General features: G+C 37.0%; 14 protein-coding genes and 1 tRNA gene. 9 read left to right on the forward strand and 6 right to left on the reverse strand.

Annotated features, from left to right (window positions below):
• On the forward strand, positions 1–381 hold a 381-nt coding region (locus ACFIL7_RS04395), incomplete at its 5' end, for a helix-turn-helix domain-containing protein (protein ID WP_375683394.1).
• A gap of 89 nt (positions 382–470) precedes the next feature.
• Here ACFIL7_RS04395 and ACFIL7_RS04400 read toward each other — a convergent pair.
• A tRNA-Glu gene (locus ACFIL7_RS04400) sits at positions 471–545 on the reverse strand.
• A gap of 1254 nt (positions 546–1799) precedes the next feature.
• On the opposite strand from ACFIL7_RS04400, the gene ACFIL7_RS04405 reads away from it, so the two are divergent.
• Together ACFIL7_RS04405 and glpX are read left to right on the forward strand one after the other, a co-directional pair.
• Positions 1800–3116, forward strand: coding sequence for a homoserine dehydrogenase (locus ACFIL7_RS04405; protein WP_375633188.1), 1317 nt, complete (start codon positions 1800–1802; stop codon positions 3114–3116).
• A 143-nt stretch (positions 3117–3259) separates the two neighbouring features.
• Entirely contained in the window at positions 3260–4246 is a 987-nt protein-coding gene (gene glpX, locus ACFIL7_RS04410; protein WP_375634464.1) for a class II fructose-bisphosphatase, read from the forward strand.
• A 105-nt stretch (positions 4247–4351) separates the two neighbouring features.
• Here glpX and ACFIL7_RS04415 read toward each other — a convergent pair whose 3' ends face one another.
• A complete protein-coding gene (locus ACFIL7_RS04415) occupies positions 4352–5458 on the reverse strand; it encodes a branched-chain amino acid aminotransferase (RefSeq protein ID WP_375643002.1) in 1107 nt (368 codons plus the stop codon).
• A 306-nt stretch (positions 5459–5764) separates the two neighbouring features.
• On the opposite strand from ACFIL7_RS04415, the gene ACFIL7_RS04420 reads away from it, so the two are divergent.
• Positions 5765–6040, forward strand: a complete 276-nt coding sequence (locus ACFIL7_RS04420; protein WP_375642999.1) for a hypothetical protein — start codon at positions 5765–5767, stop codon at positions 6038–6040.
• 176 nt (positions 6041–6216) lie between these two features.
• Here the strand turns inward: ACFIL7_RS04420 and ACFIL7_RS04425 are convergent, their stop codons facing one another.
• From ACFIL7_RS04425 to ACFIL7_RS04435, 3 genes are all read right to left on the reverse strand, one after another.
• Positions 6217–8733 carry an SPOR domain-containing protein gene (locus ACFIL7_RS04425; protein WP_375683395.1) on the reverse strand — a complete coding sequence of 839 codons (2517 nt, stop codon included), beginning with the start codon at positions 8731–8733 and terminating at the stop codon, positions 6217–6219.
• A gap of 151 nt (positions 8734–8884) precedes the next feature.
• Entirely contained in the window at positions 8885–10642 is a 1758-nt protein-coding gene (argS, locus tag ACFIL7_RS04430) for an arginine--tRNA ligase (RefSeq protein ID WP_375634467.1), read from the reverse strand.
• A gap of 30 nt (positions 10643–10672) precedes the next feature.
• On the reverse strand, positions 10673–11875 hold the full coding sequence (locus ACFIL7_RS04435; RefSeq protein ID WP_375633182.1) for a deoxyguanosinetriphosphate triphosphohydrolase: 1203 nt from the start codon (positions 11873–11875) through the stop codon (positions 10673–10675).
• Between the two features lie 108 nt (positions 11876–11983).
• Here ACFIL7_RS04435 and ACFIL7_RS04440 point away from each other — a divergent pair, with 108 nt between their 5' ends.
• The 5 genes from ACFIL7_RS04440 to glmS all read left to right on the forward strand — a co-directional run bounded on the left by ACFIL7_RS04440 (position 11984) and on the right by glmS (position 17528).
• Positions 11984–12307, forward strand: a complete 324-nt coding sequence (locus ACFIL7_RS04440) for a HesB/IscA family protein (protein ID WP_375633181.1) — start codon at positions 11984–11986, stop codon at positions 12305–12307.
• Between the two features lie 39 nt (positions 12308–12346).
• Positions 12347–13336, forward strand: coding sequence for a carboxypeptidase regulatory-like domain-containing protein (locus ACFIL7_RS04445; protein WP_375633193.1), 990 nt, complete (start codon positions 12347–12349; stop codon positions 13334–13336).
• 46 nt (positions 13337–13382) lie between these two features.
• Positions 13383–14168 carry a cytochrome c biogenesis CcdA family protein gene (locus ACFIL7_RS04450; protein WP_375633180.1) on the forward strand — a complete coding sequence of 262 codons (786 nt, stop codon included), beginning with the start codon at positions 13383–13385 and terminating at the stop codon, positions 14166–14168.
• Positions 14169–14182: 14 nt separating this feature from the next.
• Entirely contained in the window at positions 14183–15532 is a 1350-nt protein-coding gene (gene glmU, locus ACFIL7_RS04455) for a bifunctional UDP-N-acetylglucosamine diphosphorylase/glucosamine-1-phosphate N-acetyltransferase GlmU (RefSeq protein ID WP_375633179.1), read from the forward strand.
• A 172-nt stretch (positions 15533–15704) separates the two neighbouring features.
• Positions 15705–17528: a glutamine--fructose-6-phosphate transaminase (isomerizing) gene (gene glmS, locus ACFIL7_RS04460; protein ID WP_375633178.1), complete on the forward strand. Its 1824-nt coding sequence runs from the start codon at positions 15705–15707 to the stop codon at positions 17526–17528.
• A gap of 391 nt (positions 17529–17919) precedes the next feature.
• Here the strand turns inward: glmS and recG are convergent, their stop codons facing one another.
• Positions 17920–20028, reverse strand: a complete 2109-nt coding sequence (gene recG / locus ACFIL7_RS04465) for an ATP-dependent DNA helicase RecG (protein ID WP_375633177.1) — start codon at positions 20026–20028, stop codon at positions 17920–17922.
• Positions 20029–20365: the final 337 nt, after the last annotated feature.

The raw sequence follows: 20365 nt of genomic DNA on the forward strand, positions 1-20365 counted from the left end.
TTTGGTAAAATTTTACGGAAACTTCGCATTGATCACTCCGAACGCCTCTTAGATATGGCTAAGAAATTAGACATATCTGTAGCATTTTTATCTTCTGTCGAGATTGGCAAAAAATCTGTTCCTGTAGGACTGGAGGAAAAGATAATTGAACTCTATGCTTTAGATCAAGAGGTAGCAGAAATTTTGAGAAGAGAATCGGATGCTTGTCGCAAAAGTTTTACAATCAAGACTTCTGATCCGTTGAGGCGTAAAACTGTTGGCATGTTTTTTAGAACTTTAAAAGATTTTTCACAAGAGGATTTAGAAGCATTCAAAACATTATTAGAGATGATTAGCGAAGCGCAAAGAAAAGAAAATGCTACTGTTGTAGACAAATGTTAGAAAATCCTATTCCCTAACTTTTATCCACGTATCCCGTACTTTAAAAAAGATATATAAAATCAATAGATTATGTACAGAAAAAAGAAACATGGTACGCCCAAGGGGAATCGAACCCCTGTTTCCGCCGTGAAAGGGCGATGTCCTAACCGCTAGACGATGGGCGCAAACCATTGATGAGGCTTATAGAGAGGATCTTTTTACTTCGCAAGCCCTCTGTGTCATTTTTTTTGAAAAAAGTGTGTTTTATTGAATAATTTTTGAGCAATTCCTGTTTGGATTGTTTCTTTTCAGTTTGACTAGTAGGCAAAAATGATCAAAACATTATTTTAAGTGTGTTTATTTTTTGCATATTTTATCGTTTGTTATCTTTGCTTGTACATGAGAATATTATTTAACTTGCTAGAAAGAGCCTTTATACAGAAGATTTCTCATTTGAGCTTATCATAAAGCAAAAAACTGTATAATTTATGAAGTATAAAACAAATATTTATTACCAAATTAGCAAATAATACCAATCATACAAAAGTTTTTTTAGGCATAAACCATAGATTAATTTTATTTTAAAAAATATAAATGGATTCTGTATGATGAAAATAAAAATATTAAAGCAATTATTTACAGAATATATTAAAAATATTTTTCTTATCTTTACTTTTACATGTTTATAAGGAATTTAAAATTAAAACCCCTTCATTTGTTCCCTCACATGTTGAGAAGGTTATTTATTTGAAAATGAATTAGCATGGGTAAAGGGTAGATTGAGATTTTTGTCATTTCAATTCGCTAGTTTTTCAAAGAGGTGGCAGTAAGTTTAGGTAAAATATTTGAGTTTTGCAAATTTATTCTCCATATTTATAATATTTCAGAATTATGGTGTGCACATATTAAGTCTTGTTTTTTACTTTAATGTAAGGTTCTATTTTGATATATAAGTGCATTAAGATTTTTGCATTAAAGATTTATATTTCAAACTATGGAATGGTAGGAAGAAATGTGTTATTATTTACTGATCTACTTTGTTTTATCCATTCTCTTAATTTTTCATATGAAAGAATGTTTTTTGTTCCGTATTTGTTAATTTAGAAGAGATGTTTTTATTCTTTCTTACTAAGTCCTTAATATTCTTTAACTTGTTATTGATTATTTTTTAGAACTTTTCTTTATGGCAATTTGCATTTATCAGTTTTACAGATTTTCATTCTGAATTAGATATTTTATAAAGATTCTGAAATCTTTGAAGACAATAAATATTATATTTTTAGGAATGTTGATTGAACAAGCGGGAATAATTCTATTGGAGAACATGAAGTGAATAGAGCGGGGTATTTCTTTTGTTCTTATGGATGTAAGTATTCTTTGTGTTGATTGGCACATCATTTAAACGATTTTTCAGTGAAGAGAGGGATCAGTGGTTAATAATGGCAGAAGCTTTAAAAGTTGGTGTTGCGGGACTTGGTACGGTTGGTACTTCAGTTGTTCGAGCTCTATGTGAAAAAGCGAATAGTTTAGCTTGTCAATGTGGGCGATTCATCAAAGTCGTTGCTGTTAGTGCGCGCGATAAAAGCCGTAATCGTGGAATTGATCTCAGTGATATAAAATGGTTTGATTCACCCGTGGAGTTGGCTGCTTCTGATGAGATTGATGTTTTTGTAGAGTTAATTGGTGGTGAATTGGATGTGGTGTACACCGCTGTTAAGAGAGCGCTTGAGGCGGGACATCATGTTGTAACAGCCAATAAAGCCCTTCTTGCTCGACATGGAGTAGAGCTGGCTATAATTGCAGAAAAAAAAGGAGTTTTTCTTCATTTTGAAGCAGCTGTTGCAGGGGGAATTCCTGTCATCAAAGCGATGAGAGAATCACTTGTCAGTAATCAGATATCGCGAATTTATGGTATTCTCAATGGAACCTGTAATTATATATTAACACGCATGTTTACGGAAGGTCTTTCATTTAAAGATTGTTTAGCAGATGCACAGAGACTTGGATATGCTGAAGCAGATCCAAGTTTTGATATTGAGGGAAATGATACTGCTCATAAATTAGCTTTGTTGACAAGCTTGGCATTTGGAACAGCTGTTTCGTTAGATGATGTTTATGTTGAAGGAATTCATAATATTTCGCAAATTGATATTCGAGCAGCTGATGAATTAGGGTATCGGATTAAGCTTTTAGGAGTTGCATTAAAAACGGATTCTGGAATAGAGCAACGCGTTCATCCAACAATGGTACCAACATCTTCAATGATTGCACAGATAAATGGCGTAACCAATGCTCTTTCTATTCAAAGTGATTTATTAGGTGAATTACTGTTTTCTGGTCCTGGCGCCGGAGGAATGGCAACAGCATCAGCCGTTATTGGTGATTTGGCTGATATAGCAAAAGCGCGTTCTGGTTTTCAGTATGCACCTGTTTTAAGACGTCCAGCATTAGAACTTACTCCTCATAAAAAAGCACGTATTTCGCATCATGCAGGGGGTTATTTTATTCGTTTAAATGTTCATGATCGTACTGGTGTTTTTGCCGCGGTTGCAAGGCATATGGCTGATAATCACATCTCATTGGAGTCGATTGTTCAAAGATCTTTTGTAGAAGATCAAATTGAAAAAACAATTATTTTAATTACGCATGAAACAACAGAGGTGAATGTACGACAGGCACTTGCAGAAATTGAAAAAGATGGACATCTTGTTGCAAAATCTCAATTTATTCGTATTGAGCCTATGGCAGAGAATTGATAACTTTCTTGATAATGACAAAAAGGCAAGCTTGAGTTCTTTTGTTTCTTGTGGAAAATTTTCATCTTTGCCAAAAACTTTATTCTTAGTATTTAATAAGGACTCATATTTTTTCTGGTATTCATTCGGTAGGATTTTTTCATATGCCCACAACTCAGAAGATTTTAAATGGACTTGATCGTATTTTGACGCTTGAATTGGTACGTGTTACTGAACGTGCTGCTGTTGCTGCTGCACGCTGGCGCGGGCGTGGCGATGAAAAAGCTGCGGATCAGGCTGCTGTAGATGCAATGCGGCAGGAACTTAATCGATTGCCTATTGATGGTACAGTGGTGATTGGTGAAGGTGAGCGGGATGAAGCGCCTATGCTTTATATTGGAGAAAAAGTAGGTCTTCAAAGTGGGTTGGCGATCGATATTGCACTTGATCCACTAGAGGGAACAACACTTTGTGCTAAAAATATTGCCAATTCTTTGGCAGTAATTGCAATTGCTGAAAAAGGTAATCTCCTTTACGCTCCTGATGTTTATATGAAAAAAATTGCTATTGGTCCTGGTTATCCAAAGGGAGTAGTAGATATAGATGCTTGTCCTACCGATAATATCCATGCTCTTGCGAAGGCTAAAGGAGTGGCTGTTAATCAGATTGTTGTTTGTATTATGGATAGACCTCGTCATGAAAAATTGGTTAATGAAGTACGTGCAACAGGGGCATCGATTCGCTTGATTGGGGATGGAGATGTTGCTGCTGTTATTGATACAACTGATCCAGAAGAAACAGGTATTGATATCTATATGGGGATTGGGGGAGCTCCTGAAGGTGTTTTAGCTTCTGCTGCTTTGCGCTGTATTGGAGGACAGATGCAAGGTCGTTTGCTGCTAGATACAGAAGAGAAAATTGCTCGTGCAGCTAAAATGGGGATTAGTGATCCCAATAAAGCTTATACAATGGAAGAAATGGCAAAGGGTGATGTTTTGTTTGCAGCAACAGGGGTGACAGATGGCAATATGCTTTCTGGTGTTAAATTTACATCTCGTTACATTCAAACGGAAACTCTCATAATGCGCTCCCATACGGGTACAGTCCGTAATATTAAAGCGCAGCATAGAGATCATTCAAAATTTGATTAATGCTTTCTTTTTTCGTCATTAAAAATAGAGGGAGTTTTTCTAGGAAATACGCTTCCATGAATCTATTTTTATGGAAGCGTTTATAGATATGAGAATATCTTATTATTATGAGAGCTGGACAGAATGAACCCAGCCATTTTTATCTTCTATGTTCCCTTTTTGAAGGCCAACCAATTGTGTACGAAGCTGCTTTGTAACTCCTCCAACTGTTTCATTTCCAATAATAAATTCTCCCCCTTTATATTTAAAACGACCAATTGATGTGACAACGGCAGCTGTACCACAAGCAAAGACTTCTTTAAGGTGTCCACTCTTTGCATCTTCTTGAAGTGCTGCAAAAGAATAAGGACGCTCTTCTATTTTTAATCCCATTTGTTGAGCTAACCTTAAGATTGAATCACGAGTTATCCCTGGAAGAATAGTGCCGTTAAGCGCAGGGGTTACAAGTGTACTATCTGCCATAATAAAGCAGACATTCATACCACCAAGTTCTTCAATCCATTTATGTTCAATCATATCAAGAAAGAGTACTTGGCTACAATTATTTTCAGTTGCAGTTTTTTGTGCCAGTAAGCTTGCTGCATAGTTTCCTCCACATTTTGCAGCGCCTGTGCCCCCTGGACCAGCGCGGCTATAATCTGTTTCAATCCATACATTGACAGATTTTTCTTCTCCTTTGAAATAGGATTCAACTGGAGAGGCTATGATACAAAAAAGATATTCTTGAGAAGGGCGGACTCCCAAAAAGTTTTCATTGCCAAACATAAATGGACGGATATAGAGGCTAGCGTTGGGATGATTAGAAACCCATTTTTGATCAATTTTTACTAATTGATGAACGGCATCCAGAAAAATATCTTTTGGCAATTCTGGCATAGCTAAACGCCTCGCTGATTCTATAAAGCGTTGTGCATTGGCATCAGGACGGAAGAGCAAGATGCGCCCATCTTTTGCTCGATATGCTTTTAAACCCTCAAAAATTTCCTGTCCGTAATGTAAAACGGTACTTGCAGGGTTAATTTCTAAAGCTTTGTATTGAGAAATGATGGCATTATGCCAGCCTTTGTCTTCAGTCCATTGAATAGTACACATGTGGTCTGTGAAAAATTGACCAAAACCGGGACTTTTTAAAATTTCTTCACATTTTTCTTCTGACAGAGGAGATGGGTGTTTTTCTATTTTTAAGGGAAGCGACGATATAGGAGATTTCATAAAAAAACCTTTTGAGTATGTTTCATTTTTATTAATAAAAATAATGAGATATTTTGATCACAACTCTATTATTAACAAAACCTTTGTGTCAATGTTTTATTATAAAACACAAAGAGGTTTATTATAGAATTCAAAGGCTATGATAGATATTTTAATTCTACTCTCGCCTCTTTTTCTCAACTTTATGAAGTAAGCTGGAACTTTTTTCTATAATTATCGTTTTCTCAAAATAAGTATCTGAATAATTTCATATATGCATATTGTCTAGAAATTAAAAGGTAAGGGAATTGAGAAAAGGAATCTACTATGATTGATAAAAATTATCGCACATATGAAGAACGTATGGCAGCAGAAAGAAGAGATAGTGAACAACGTGTTTCAATTGCTAAGGGTATTTTTGCTATTCTTCTTGCGGTCGTTATTCTCTGGTTTGTTTTTGGTTTTTTAGGATCTTTTTTTGCAAAATCTCCTGAACATAGTTCGCGTTATAATACTCCAGAAACAAGCCAAAGCGTAACAACGCCCAAAAAAGATTTAAATTCGCTTCCTTCTGTACCTTATACTTATAAGGGTACGGAGTGATTTTTTTATAAATATAATCTTTTAGATAGGACGAAAATCGACGTAGACTAAAGAATAAAGTCAGCGCAAAGACATAAAAAAGATTAGACGATTTTAATTTCTGAAGTTTTTGATAAGTAATTAAATGGTATGGAAATAAATAATGCAACGGTTTTAATAACCGTTGCATTATTGGTTTAGCGCGTGATGAAGCAACTTCCTCCAGAACTTTTAATGGTTTCACAAAGGATTATGGCTTCATTACGGTCTTGTGTTTGAATCCGAACACGGTAATAAGTGCCTTTTCCTGGTATAAAAGCGGGTTGAATATTTAAAGAACGGGTACCGATAAGGAATCCAAATTTAGATTTCATATTTTTTAAAGAACTTCTAGCGAGCTCATGCGTTGGCTGAGATGCAAGTTGTACGTAATAACTTTCTGAATTTTGTGCTGCGACTCTGTTTGGTGATATGGGGCGAGACGCGGCTGTTGTTTCAACTTGTGTATTTCTTTCTGCATGAGAAGGAATAGGGATAAATTTTTCTTCAATATTTGAGCTAGAATTATTTTCTGCGATTATTTTATCAATATTATTTTTAAGATCATGATCTCTTTCTTGGTCGTTTATATCAGAATTATGCGACGAAACAAGGGACGAATCTTGAAGTTCATTAGAAGCTTGATCAATGCTTTCTTCAGATTGAGCAGCAGTTTTACTGTTTGTTTGATGCGCGGGGGCTAGTGTAACTGTACCATCTTGATTGACAATAACAGTTTGTACTTCTCGCATTGGAATAGTATGATTTATAGCTTCTGTGACTGCATCTTCAACATCAGATTCATTTAAAGACGATGAGGAAATGTTTGAAGATTCTTCAGGGTTTAATTCTTTTAAATTTTCAGGTTGTTCAGAGTTATCAATAAGAAATTGTTGTGTATTTTCTTGTTTCTCATTTTGTTCAGTTGTTTGTTTATAGATATCTAAATTATGTGCAACATCATTTTTCGTTTCAGTTGTTTCTGGTTTGAATTTAAAAGGCGTATTATCAGCGTGGATAATGACCGTTTCTTCATTTTTTTGTGATGGCATAAAAAAATGCGAATAAGCAGAAAACCCAATTCCTATTAAAATAAGTATAAAAATACCTTTAACGAAAGTTTTACTAAAAATAAAACTTTTTAAGGGAGGAGGAGCTGGTGGATGCGTGGGAACCTCATCTGAGCTTGTATATGATGAATTCTCGCTAAAAGGGGGAAAATTATATTCCATATTGGCAGAAGAAAAATAGTCGGAATTTTGTTCTTTAGAGTTTATATAAACACCTTCTTTTGAATTTTGCATAGACTGATGAAAAACTTCACTAAAAACCTCATTTTTCTGTTGTTTTTGAGAAAAATTATCCGTTGGGACATTTCCTACATTAAGTACATCAGCAAATTCTTCTTCTAAACCACCACTAGTTGGCACATCATATTCTGGCGCTTCATACGGGACTTCTGGAACCATAATAGGACCAGTTTTTTCTACGATTTCCTCTGAAAATTTATAAGTATCAACATTGGGAGGGGGAGTATCTCTGTGCGTATAGTTATGGGCAAAAAAGCCATCCGTTTGTTTTGTATTTAAAGAGGGGGATGAGGAAAGAAACTCATCTAAATTATTTTCATTATATGAAATTTCTCTATTTGGGTTAGAGGCACCTTCGGCGTTATTGATGTATTGGGCTCGAGCCTCATCATATATCGGAACTTTTTCGCCATAAGTTTTTTGTTGTGAGGGGTTTTCTGCAAAAAAATGGGGATAATTGGTTGTATGATCTTCTTGTGAAGCCCCCTTTAAATAAGATTGTCTATCAACTGGTGGAGAATCTAAAGGTGAGGAGAAGGTACTTCTTGTTTGATTTCTTGCAGTGTTTTGTCTTTCTGACATAAGATTAGAAGATGAGAAAAACTCATTTGCCTCTGTAGAAGAGGAGACATCAGGATAATCTTTTTTGATCCAATTTTCTTGATCAGCTGAAATTTTATAGGGATGGTTTACAGGAATGTCATAGAGGTTTTGATTGTCATCATAAGTTTGTTGTATATCCGTAGTTTTAGGCTGTTGTGAATTTGTTTGTGAAAAACGATTGGTTTGTTCAACAGATTCTGGAATCTCTTTCTTATTTTCGCGTCTTTCAGATTTATCAAAAAAGAAATTTTCTGATTCTGATTGTGAAATAAGGTTACTTTTTTTAAGAAACGGATCAGCACTGGTTGCTGTTGTTTTCTCTTGAGGGGATTGATTCTTTGGGATTGGTAATGGAGAAAGCTCATCTAAAATTTGTTCTTCATCATGACTGCTAGGTGAAGAATATTTCTCTTCAGATAAATTATTTTGTTTTGAATGGTTGAAAGAAACAGTTTGTGCAATATCTGAGGCTGTTGCGTTGCTGGTTGCACGCAAGTCCCATTGTTTTTTTTGATCATCAAACGGTAAGTCATGTGCTAAATTATTTTCAAGTTCCTCTTCTAGAAAGGACAAATCAAAATCATCATCATGGGATGATGTTTCGGGGTGAGATGTTGATCGATCTGTCTGTAAAGAAGATTGCTCATTTTGGTTTCCGCTTTGTTTGTGCGGATTAAAAATGCGCGTAAGCCTTTCCAAAGGATCATGGTGTTCATGATCGTGTTTTGTTTCGTGTAGATTTTTGCGATCGTTATCGCTCATAGCTTTTCTCACATGGTGATTTGCATCTGCGTGCAATCAATGGTTGATTTTGATTTGTTATATTAAAATTATAAATTTTCCCCCTCTCATGCAAGGATACATGAAAAAGTTTATCAATAGAGTACCTATTGTATGTATTTATAGAACTTTTTCAATGCATTTCTATTGGTGCTTCGACTCCTATGATGGTAAGTCCTGATGATAAAATATTGATAACAGCTTGTATCAACCCCAATCTTGCAAAGGATAACTCTTTATCATCAGGTTGAATAAAGCGTAAATTGAGATTTTCACTCCCTTTATTCCAATGGGTGTGAAAGCTGGAAGCAAGGTCATAAAGATAAAACGCTAATCGATGCGGTTCCTTATGAACGACGGCCTGTTCAATGATACGTGGATATTCAGAAAGTTTGCGTATTAACAATATTTCATGGTCATCTGTTAATCGATGAAGATGGGCGATTAATGTATCATTTGAAAAGCTTTTAATATGAAGCGCTTCTTGTGCTTGACGAAAGACTGAGTGACAACGTGCACTTGCATATTGTACGTAAAAGATGGGGTTATCTTTTGATTGTTCTGTTACTTTTGCAAAATCAAAATCAAGAGGTGCTTCACACTTACGGTATAACATCATAAAACGCACAGGATCACGCCCAACCTCTTCGACAACATCCCGTAGAGTGACAAAAGATCCCGCTCTTTTTGACATGCGTACAGGATGACCGTTGCGAAAAAGTTTTACCAATTGACATAAGAAGACGCTTAATTTAGCTTTATCCCCAGAAATTGCTTTTGCCATTGCCTCTAGCCGCTTTACATAGCCAGCATGGTCTGTGCCTAGAATATAAATCATTTCATCAAAATGACGATTAAATTTATCCCGAAAATAAGCAACATCAGCAGCAAAATAAGTGTAAGAACCATCAGATTTGACTAAAACACGGTCTTGGTCATCACCAACATTTGTTGAACGGAACAAAGTTTGTTCACTTGGTTCCCAATCTTCTGTATTTTGTCCCTTGGGAGGGGGGAGTTTTCCTTTGTAGATATAACCATTTAAAGTGAGGTCGTTAATGGTGTTACGAATGGCGCGTGCATTATCTGCATAAAGCATTCGCTCAGAGAAAAAGATATCATGATAAATATTAAGAGCAGCCAAATCTTCGCGAATCATGGACATCATTGCATGAATTGCACGTTCTTTCACAAGAGATAAGGCTTCATCTTTATCCATCGTGAGGAGTTGGTCACCAAACTCTTGAGCAAGTGATTGTCCCAATGGTATCAAGTATTCTCCAGGATATAGCCCTTCTGGAATTTCATTAATTTCTTGCCCAAGAGCCTCACGATAGCGCAATAGTACAGAGTGGGCGAGGACTTCGATTTGTTGACCAGCATCATTGATATAATATTCTTTCGTAATGTTATAGCCCGTAAATTGTAGCAAATTGGAGAGAACATCCCCAACAACCGCTCCGCGGCAGTGTCCTACATGCATTGGTCCTGTCGGATTTGCTGAGACATATTCAACATTGACGCGTTTTCCTTGTCCCATTGGAATACGACCATAAGAAGTGCCTGATTCAAGCATGGATTTTATAGCATCTTGCCAAAATAATTTTGTAAGCTTTATGTTTATAAAACCAGGACCGGCAACATCTATATTTTCGATAGAGGAATCATTTTTAAGAAGTTCTATGATTTTATCTGCAAGTGCACGTGGATTGATTCCAATAGATTTTGCAAGCACCATAGCAGCATTGGTTGATAAATGACCATGGGAGGAATCACGCGGAGGATCAACAGTGATTTTTGATAAATCTAGATCTTCTCCATTTTTTCCTTTTATATCAGATAATTCAATTGATCTCTTAATTTTTTTTTCGAAGTTTTTAAAGATATTCATATTTAGCTTCCATGATGATGCCAAAAGCCATTAGACGAAATTATCTGTATGGTCAAATAAACGGTGATATTCACGTAGAGCGTAGTGATCTGTCATGCCTGAAAGAAAGTCAGCAATCAAACGTGCTAACTCTTGATTTTTTAAGTGCACTGTTTTGCTCTGCCAACTTTCAGGCATTGTATTTGGATTTTCATAATAACAATTGAATAATTTTTGTACAATGCATTTTGCTGCATTGCGACGACTAAGAACTTGTTCATGGTAGTAAAGATTTTTAAATAAAAAGTTTTTTAGTTCTTTTTCATAAACGATCATTGTCGGTGAAAAGGTGACAATAGTTTGTTTTGCTTGGTGAATATCGTTTATGCTTGTTGGTTTGATGCGTGCTAAATTTTCTTGTGATTGTTTGATAACATCTTCAACCATGGTTGTTATTTGTCTTCGTACAAGTGTGTAACCGCGACGCGCTTGGTCGAGGTGGGGATGCTCATCTGTTATATCTTTTAATATTGTTGCTGTTAGTGAAACATGTTCAAATTGATCGAGTGTTAAAAATTGCGAACGTAGACCATCATCAATATCATGCGCATTGTATGCGATATCATCTGCAATAGCAGCACATTGCGCTTCTAGTCCTGCAAAACAATCGAGTGCAAGGTCTTGCTCTGCATTGTATTGTAAAATATCGATAGGAACTTCCTTATTCTTCGCGTGAGGACCTAAAAGGGGACCATTATGCTTTACAAGTCCTTCGAGGGTTTCCCATGTAAGGTTAAGTCCATCAAAATTTGCATAGCGCTGTTCTAGTTTTGTGACAATGCGTAATGCTTGTGCATTATGATCAAAGCCGCCATAATGTACCATGGCTTCATTAAGTGCATCTTCTCCAGCATGGCCAAAGGGCGTGTGTCCAAAGTCGTGAACAAGGGCAATGGCTTCGGCAAGATCTTCATCAAGACAAAGGGCACGGGCTAATGTTCTTGCAATTTGAGAGACCTCTATGGAATGGGTTAGGCGAGTACGATAATGATCGCTTTCGTCAGCAATAAATACTTGCGTTTTATGTTTAAGACGTCGAAATGCATTAGAATGGATAATACGATCTCTATCTCGTTGAAAAGGTGAGCGTGTGGTACTCATCGTTTCATGGAATAATCTACCACGGCTTGTTTGCGGATGAGCACTGTACACTGCTCGAGATTGGTAATTAAAGTTGATATTGCCTATATCCATTGCAAGTTGCCCATTATCATCTTAAAATTGAGAGTGGTTTATGACAAATAAACTGCTCTTTGAGTATGGGATACTCTTTCTTGATGGTTTAATGCAAGGATATATAAAATGAATGTGAAAATTTCAGATGTTGCTGCCAAAAAAATTGCACAGATACTTTTGCGTGAACCCGATAAAATAGCATTGCGTATTTCTGTTGAAGGTGGTGGGTGTTCTGGTTTTTCTTATAAATATGACTTGGTTTCTGAAATGTGTAAAGATGACCTCGTTCTCACAAAAGATGGGGCTGTTGTGTTTATTGATTTACTATCACTTCCTTTCATGGAAGGAGCTGAGATTGATTTTGTTGATGATCTTATGGGGCAGTCTTTTCAAATCCACAATCCCAATGCTGTTTCATCATGTGGTTGTGGTGTGAGTTTTTCAATTTAAAATGATGGCTTTGTGATATTGTTTCTTGAAAAAAATATCATGTTGGTCAACAATGTGAGAATGGGTATTCTTATAAAAATAGTGCACCGATGTGTATGGTTGTGCGTGGTGCTTACTTTATTGATCTGGAGCCACTGTGCTTTTTCTGAAGAAGGAGAAGGGAAAGATCAGCAGCAGGGACAATCAAGGAGTTTTATTGTAAAGTCTCAAGAGCAGGAAAAAGAAAATGTAGCATCTCAAACACAACTCATTTTGAATGCTCGATTAACAAATAGTCATCCGGATATTGAAAAAGGGCTTGTCTGGCGGGTTTATGCCCCTATTCTAGGGATTGATAATAAATTACCATTAGTGGCAACCTATAAGGGGGGAAGTGCGCGTTTTGATCTCGAACCAGGAAATTATCTTGTTCATGTCTCATTTGGTCATATGAGTGCTGTGCGCCATATTCGTTTAAAAAATGGACAGAGTCTTGTAAAAAACTTTAATCTTGAGGCTGGTGGAGTCATTTTAAATGCAACACTGCTCAATGGTGTAATGAATGAAAAGGAATTACGTTTTACCATTTATGAGGATGAAAAAGAAAATGATGATACGGGGGTGATTTTATCAAATGTTAAACCCCAATCAGTTGTGCGTTTAAAAGCTGGCCGCTACCATGTTGCTTCCCATTATGGTTCTATTAATGCGACGGCTCGTTCGGATATTCAAGTGGATGCTGGTAAAATGACAGAAGTTACCCTTGAACATCAGGCTGCTCAGATTGTCTTAAAGCTGGTACGACAAGAAGGAGGGGAAGCGCTTGCAGATACAAGTTGGTCTCTTGCCAATGATTCTGGTGATATCGTTTATGAAACAGTTGGTGCTTATGTTTCACTCGTGTTAGCGGAGGGAGAGTATATTGCAATTGCTAAAAATAAAGATAAAATCTATCAAAAAGTTTTTTCAGTCGTTTCTGGTCATGATGAAGATATAAGTGTGGTGGCGAATGAGCAAAATATGCAACGAATTGATGAAGATGTGGATTGATTGTTGTTCATGGGGGTAAACTATGATGAGAGACGGGGTATGAGTTTTGATTGAAATTTCAACAGTTGGTGTGTTTTTTGCTGGGGCACTCTCTTTTTTGTCGCCCTGCGTTTTGCCATTAGTTCCTCCTTATTTCTGCTATATGGCAGGTGTTGGTATTGATGATTTTCGTTCAAAAAATCGTGATGAGAAAGTCTTTGTACGGTGGGCTTTATTGTCTTCTGTTATTGCTTTTGTTCTCGGGTTTACGACTGTTTTTGTTGCTTTAGGTGCCAGTGCTAGCACAATTGGGAAATTCATCGGTTATTATCGTGATTGGTTCGCCCTTGCTGCTGGAATTGTCATTATTATTTTTGGTTTAAATTTTTTGGGGATTTTCAAGATCGCTTTTTTATTCCGTGAAGCGCGTTTTCAGACCAAAAAAACACCTTCTGGTCCTTTAGGCGCGTATATTATTGGGTTAGCTTTCGCTTTTGGTTGGACACCGTGTATTGGCCCCATTTTAGGCCCTATTATAACGCTTGCTGGAACAAAAGAAACTGTGGGAGAGGGAGCTGTTCTATTAGCGGTTTATGCATTAGGTCTTGCTATTCCTTTTATTTTGGCAGCTTTATTTTCGAGCAGTTTTATGCGATTTTTAGGAGCTTTTCGTATTCATTTAGGAAAAGTTGAAAAAATTATTGGTGTTTTTCTTATTCTTACAGGGATTTTGTTTTTAACAGGCTCTATGCAGGATCTTTCATTTTGGCTTTTAGAACATTATCCTTCGTTGAGTTATATTGAAGATATTCGTTGGCACGATATTATGAATTTTTTTGGATTTTCTCGTTAGTCTTATGTGTTTCTATGGTTAGAAGTTGTCTTTCTATTGTTCTTGCTGCAGGTGAGGGGACGCGCATGAAATCGTCTCTGCCTAAGGTACTTCATAAAATTGCTGGATTGCCTCTTATATGCCATGTTCTAAAACAAATAGAATTGGCAGGCTCTTCACAATTAGCAGTCGTTGTAGGATTTGGTGCTAAGGAGGTTACGCACGTTGTTCAGTCATTTGTAAAAGATGCGATGATTTTTGAACAAAAAGAGCGTTTAGGAACAGCTCATGCTGTTTTATCTGCTCGTTTAGCTTTGCAAAAGGAAGTGGATGATGTTCTCATTGTTTTTGGGGATACGCCTCTCATTCAGCAAGATTCATTGAACCAAATGCGTGCACAGCTTGCTGATGGAGCAGATGTTGTTTTTGCAGGTTTTCATACCCAAAATCCAACAGGTTATGGGCGTCTTCTCGAGAAAAATGGTCAATTGATCGCAATTGTAGAAGAAAAAGACGCTAGCGATGAAGAAAAAAAGATTTCTTTTTGTAACGGTGGAATACTCGCTATGCGTGGAAAACTTGCACTTTCTCTTTTAGAGAAGGTTGGTAATAACAATGTGAAAAAAGAATATTATTTAACAGATATTGCTGCTCTTGCAATACGCGAAGGATTAGATGTGCGTGTTGTTGAAGTTCCTTTTGAAGATATTGTAGGAATTAACAACAGTCTTGAGCTTTCTGAGGCTGATTCTTTGTGGCAAAAACGTAAAGCGCGCGATTTAATGTTATCGGGTGTTACACTCTTAAAACCAGAAACACTCTATTTTTCTTATGATACAGAAATTGAACCAGGGGTGGTGATAGAACCAAATGTTTATTTTGGATTAAGCGTGAAAGTACAATCTGGTGCTGTTATTCATGCATTTAGTTATCTCGAGGGTGCTGTGGTTGGTAAGGATGCACAGATTGGTCCCTATGCACGTTTGCGTCCAGGAACAGAGTTGGCGAAGTCCGTAAAGATTGGAAATTTTTGTGAAGTCAAACAAGCTAAGGTAGGAGAATCTTCTAAAATCAATCATTTAAGTTATATTGGTGATGCCGAAATTGGTGCACATACCAATATTGGAGCTGGTACGATTACTTGTAATTATGATGGATTTAACAAATATAAAACCATAATTGGTGATCATGCTTTTGTTGGGTCTAATACGGCACTTGTTTCCCCATTGGTAATAGGGGATGGCTCTTATGTTGCTTCAGGAAGTGTTATTACTGAAAATATTCCTATGAACAGTATGGCTTTTGGGCGTGCACGACAGGTTATAAAAGAGGGCTATGCGACAAAATTTCGAGAGCGCTTGTTAGAAAACAAACAGAAAAAATGATTATTTTCAGTCTATTCCTTTGTTTCGTGTTAATCTAACGATGGATAGGATGTTTATTCTTAAAGATTGCCGTACTCCATGTTTGAATTATTTTATTATTTATAGTTTTAAATAAAGGCTGTTGGATTGTTTTATAAGATTTAAATCTTAAGATGAGGGTTGGAGCTTTTTAATGTGTGGAATTATTGGAATTCTTGGAAAGAGGTGTGTTACGTCCTTTTTGGTTGAGGGGTTAAAACGTCTTGAATATAGAGGGTATGATTCATCTGGGGTGGCAACAGTCCATAATGGGCATCTTTATCGTGTACGTGCTGAGGGGAAGCTTGTTCATTTAGAAGAAAAATTAAAAAAAACACCTCTGGAGGGAAGTTTAGGGATTGGTCATACCCGTTGGGCTACGCATGGAATTGCTGTTGAACGCAATGCGCATCCCCATGTGACTGAAAAGCTTGCGATTGTTCATAATGGTATTATTGAAAATTTTGTAGAATTGCAAAAGGAACTCATAGAGGATGGTTGTATCTTTGAAACAGAGACGGATACGGAAGTTATTGCACATTTAATAACGCGTGCATTAAAAGATGGTCTTTCTCCGCAAGAAGCTATGCGTACTAGTTGGAAAAGGCTGCAGGGGGCTTTTGCTATTGCTCTTATTTTCGAAGGTGAAGATAACCTTATGATTGCTGCTTGTTCTGGTCCACCTCTGGCAATTGGTTATGGAAAAGATGAATTTTTTGTGGGTTCAGATGCGATTGCTTTGGCACCATTCGTTGATTATATTAGCTATATGGAAGATGGGGATTGGGCTGTTCTCACACGGGAGGGTGTTACAATTTATGATGCTAACAACCAACCGGTAAAACGTCCTGTGACGACATTACTCGAAGGGGCTTTATTGATTTCTAAGGGTAATCATCGTCATTTTATGCACAAGGAAATGTTTGAACAACCTGAAGTGATTTCTCATAATTTGGCGCATTATCTTGACCTTGGAAATTATGTCGTTAGACCGCTTGAGAATTTGATTGATTGGAAAAATATTCATCGGCTTCTTTTTGCGAGTTGTGGAACGGCTTATTATTCAACCTTAGTTGCGCGCTATTGGTTTGAGAAATTTGCCGCTTTAAGTGTTGATAATGATGTTGCTTCGGAGTTTCGTTATCGTGAACCTCCTATAACGTCTGATGTGTTATCGCTGTTTGTTTCTCAATCTGGTGAGACAGCTGATACATTGGCTTCTTTGCGTTATTGTCGTGAGCGGGGTGTAAAAACAGCAACAATTGTGAATGTAGAGCAATCAACAATGGCAAGGGAGGCTGATTTTATTCTCCCAACACTTGCCGGACCGGAAATAGGTGTTGCTTCAACAAAAGCTTTTACCTGTCAATTGGCAACGCTTGCTTCACTCGCTCTTAGTGCTGCTAAACAACGTGGCTATCTCTCGGCTCAAATGGAAAAGAAACTGGTTCAACAGTTGGCAGAAGTTCCACGTATTTTAAATGAGGTCTTAAAATTAGAGAGAAAAATTGAATGTATTTGTCGTGATTTGGTGAATGCAAAAAGTGTTCTTTATCTGGGACGTGGAACTTCTTATCCGATTGCTTTGGAGGGAGCTCTTAAACTGAAAGAGCTTTCTTATATTCATGCTGAAGGTTATGCGGCAGGTGAATTAAAGCATGGACCAATTGCTCTGGTGGATGAGACAATACCCGTTATTGTTGTTGCACCTTATGATCGGTGGTTTGAAAAAACTTTTTCTAATATGCAAGAAGTGGTAGCGCGTAATGGTCGTATTATTTTAATAACCGATAAAAAAGGAGCAGAGGTGGCTTTTCTTAAGACTTTATCAACGATCACTTTGCCAGATGTTCCAGAATTTATTTCTCCTATTATTTATGCACTCCCTGTTCAGTTAATCGCTTATCATACGGCTGTTTTATTAGGAACAGATGTTGATCAACCCCGTAATTTAGCAAAATCAGTCACGGTTGAATAAAAGTATATTTTTGAATCTTTTGAAGAATAATCAAGTGTAAGAAATTGATTTATAATAAAGCTTATTTTTCCATTTTTCTCTGTTGAACGAGAATGCTGTAGACAGTTTTTTTCTTTCTCAATCCTTTACGATAAAACAAAAAATATCTTCTTACCTATCAAAAAATGGATCAGCTATGTGAACATAATGGTAAAAAAAGACGCAATATTGCTTCTACTGTTTTAATGCAAGAATAATTCAGATTGAGAGAGAAGATAGTGCTGTTGATTTATTATTCGTTCATGAAGCATAAAGATGGTAAGAGACTGCGTAGATCATTTATGGGTAATTCTAAGAGAGAAAACCATATTTAAACAGAAAAGTATTTAAGTTTTTTATTAGAGGGTCTTTATTATCCTGCTCGTAAGAGGCGTGCAGCATCGTTGTGTCCGAAAAGATAAAGGAGCAACCGTAAAGCTTGTCCTTGCTCAGAAGAAAGATGAGGATCGCGTTGTAAAAATAAACGAGCATCTTTTCTTGCCATTGACAAAAGATCGCTATGAACAGCAAGGTTTGCTATATGAAATTCTGGGACTCCGGATTGTTTTGTACCTAAAAGCTCTCCTTCGCCTCGTAGGCGCCAATCTTCTTCAGCGATTTCAAAACCATCTTCTGTATTGCGGATAATATTAAGGCGTGTTGCTGCTGTTTTAGTCAGTGGATCTTTATAGAGCAAAATGCAGGAAGATTTTTTATCGCCTCGTCCTACACGTCCACGTAATTGGTGCAATTGTGAAAGGCCAAAATGTTCCGCGTGTTCGATGATAATGATCGAAGCATCTGGAATATCTACTCCCACTTCAATGACTGTGGTTGCAACTAAAATACGTGTATTTCCACATTTAAAAGATGCCATAGCGGCTTCTTTTTCTGCTGTAGACATTTTTCCATGGATCATACCAACGTGTGCTCCAAAGCACTCATGGAGAAATGCAAAGCGGTTTTCAATTGAAGTGAGATCAAGAGCTGTCGATTCCTCCACTAAAGGACAAATCCAATAGAGCTTCTCTCCTTTTTCTAATGCAATTGCGATTCTCTCTATAAGCTCATGAAGACGTTTCAAAGAAAGCGTTGCTGTTGTAATGGGTTGTCGTCCCATTGGTTTTTCGGTAATTTTAGATACATCCATATCACCAAAAGCTGTTAAGACAAGTGTGCGCGGAATGGGCGTGGCGGTCATAACCAGCATATCAGCTTTATTACCTTTTTCTGTAAGAGCGATACGTTGATGGACACCAAAACGGTGTTGTTCATCGATAATGGTTAAAGCGAGATTATTATAAGTAACACTGTTTTGTATGAGAGCATGGGTTCCGATGACAATAGAAACTTGACCTGACAGAATATCATTCACGATATTTGTCCGCAATTTCCCTTTTTCTCGTCCTGTTAAAAGCGTTGTTTGTAATCCGACCTTTTTGGCAAGAGGAGCGATGGTGGCAAAATGTTGCCTAGCAAGCACTTCAGTTGGTGCCATTAAAGCTGATTGTCCTGAATTTTCAGCAATTTGTGCCATTGCCATCAATGCAACAACAGTTTTTCCTGCGCCTACATCACCTTGAAGTAGTCTTAGCATCGGTTCTGGTGAAGCAAGATCATTTGCGATATCTTCTACTGCTTTTTTTTGTCCGGTTGTGAGTTGAAAGGGGAGGATATTGAGCAATTTTTTAGTATAAATTCCTGTTGATGGTCGAGAAGTGCCAACAAGAGATTTAGTTTTCAAACGCACGAGTCCTAGTGCCAATTGACAAGCGAGCAATTCATCATAGGCAAGACGTTTGCGTGCTGTACTTTCTAAGGATAGATCATTGGGGTTAATGGGCGCATGGATACGGCGTAAAGCAACAGAAAAAGAAGGAAAATTTTGCTGCTTTTTTACATTTTCATCTATCCATTCTGGTAGAAGAGGAATAAAATCAAGAGCGTTTTGTATGGCGCGTCTTAGTGTCTTTACAGTTAGTCCTGCAGTAGAGGGATAGACAGGTTCGATGAGAGGTATCTGATTTGATTGTTCGCTTGGGGCAATATAGTCTGGATGCGCCATTGAAAGCTGTCCATTAAACCATTCAACTTTTCCTGATATAATGACTTTTTTTCCTTCGGGGAGTTGTTTTTTTAGCCAAAGAGGTTGAGCATGAAAAAAGACTAAATTTATTTTTCCTGTCTGATCATGGGCAATAACACGATAGGGAATTCGGTTGTGACCACGGGGTGGTGGTTGATGCTGATCGATGATAATTTCGAGCGTAACAGTATCTCCTTCTTTTGCACAAGTAATGTTGGGACGCATTCTGCGGTCTATAACGGAATGGGGCATTAATTGAAGAAGGTCAATAAGGGTTGCTTCGCGTTGTGTGGGATTAACATCTAAGAGTTTGGTCAATAAACCATAGACTTTAGGTGTAATACCAGAAAGAGTTCGGATAGAATTAAAAAGTGGGGTAAGAAGACTTGGAGGCATGAGCAAATTTAACCTGCCCTTTTTGTTTTTTCTAGACCTTTAGAAGAGCTTTTTGGGGATAAAGTCATAAAGAGGAGGTTGCTTTATTTACACATTGAACTTTAGGAAGAGAAATTAATATTTAAAGAAAAATACAATTAAATGGTCAAAAATTAAAGTGCTTAGATGAGGTATATTGTTTTTCTTTTTATTTTAGGTGTTTATTTGCTGTGAATAGAAGCATTTTCTTGATAGAACTCTCTTATAAATATTAATAAAATTGGGATATTGCTCCTATGTAGGATGATGAATTTATAGCTTTAAAGTTTGATGATAAACAGAAGTTTTTTCTTTTATA

This window comes from Bartonella sp. AP3QHHD (genome assembly GCF_042195765.1).
Classification (GTDB): domain Bacteria; phylum Pseudomonadota; class Alphaproteobacteria; order Rhizobiales; family Rhizobiaceae; genus Bartonella.